This window comes from Flavobacterium bomense (genome assembly GCF_003970355.1).
Window position 1 is genome coordinate 1 of the sequence record NZ_RYDJ01000309.1, and the last position, 1,001, is coordinate 1,001.

Here is a 1,001-nt window from a genome sequence, read left to right on the forward strand (position 1 = left end):
GGATCAATTTTTACCAATTCGGCCAATGGATCAGACAACCTTCTTCCGATAGAAACCGAGCCACGAACGGTCACATCGTAATTTGGAAATTCCTCCCGAGCACTTTTTGATGCCGAATAAACCGATGCTCCTGCTTCTGAAACTATAAATACTTGAACGGGTTTATCGAAAGCGATTTTCTTGATGAAGAATTCTGTTTCTCTCGAAGCCGTTCCGTTTCCGATGGAAATCGCATCAATTTGATACGCATTGACCATAGAACGAATTTTTTTCATCGCCATTGCCGTTTCATTTTGTGGTGCGTTCGGATAAATATTTTCGTTGTAGAGCAAATCGCCTTTTTCGTCCAAACAAACGATTTTACATCCCGAACGAAATCCAGGATCAATAGCCAAAATTCTTTTTTCGCCCAAAGGTGGCGCCAACAATAATTGCCCCAAATTATTAGCAAAAACCTGAATCGAATTGGCATCAGCCTTGGCTTTGGCTTCTTGCAAAGCTTCGTTTGAAATGGCAGGATTTAGCAATCTTTTATAGGAGTCTTCGATGGCTAATTGTACGTGTGGAGTAGTTTTGTTTTGACTTTTTAATATTAATTCGTCAATAATATCATACGCTTCGTTAATATCAACTTCGACTTTAAACTTTATAAAACCTTCATTTTCGGCACGAAGAATTGCCAACAAACGATGCGAAGGTGCTTTTGTCAACGGTTCCGACCAATCAAAATATTGATTGAATTTTTGGGCGTCTTGATCGTCTTTTTTGGTTTTTACAACCTTGGTTGTAATCGTTGCTTTTAGTTGAAAAAGTCTTCGCAACTGTTTACGAACATAAATGTTTTCGTTAATCCATTCGGCGATAATGTCACGTGCACCTTGCAAAGCAGCTTCTTCGTTGATGACGTTTTCATTTATATATTTGGTGGAAATAAAGTCAACATCGTCGTTGTTTTGCGCCATTATTGTTTTGGCTAATGGTTCCAATCCATTTTCACGAGC

1 pseudogene is annotated in these 1,001 nt (G+C 38.8%); it reads right to left on the reverse strand.

The features are described from left to right. A pseudogene (locus tag EKL98_RS17515) lies at positions 1-1,001 on the reverse strand (Tex-like N-terminal domain-containing protein); the annotation flags it as partial.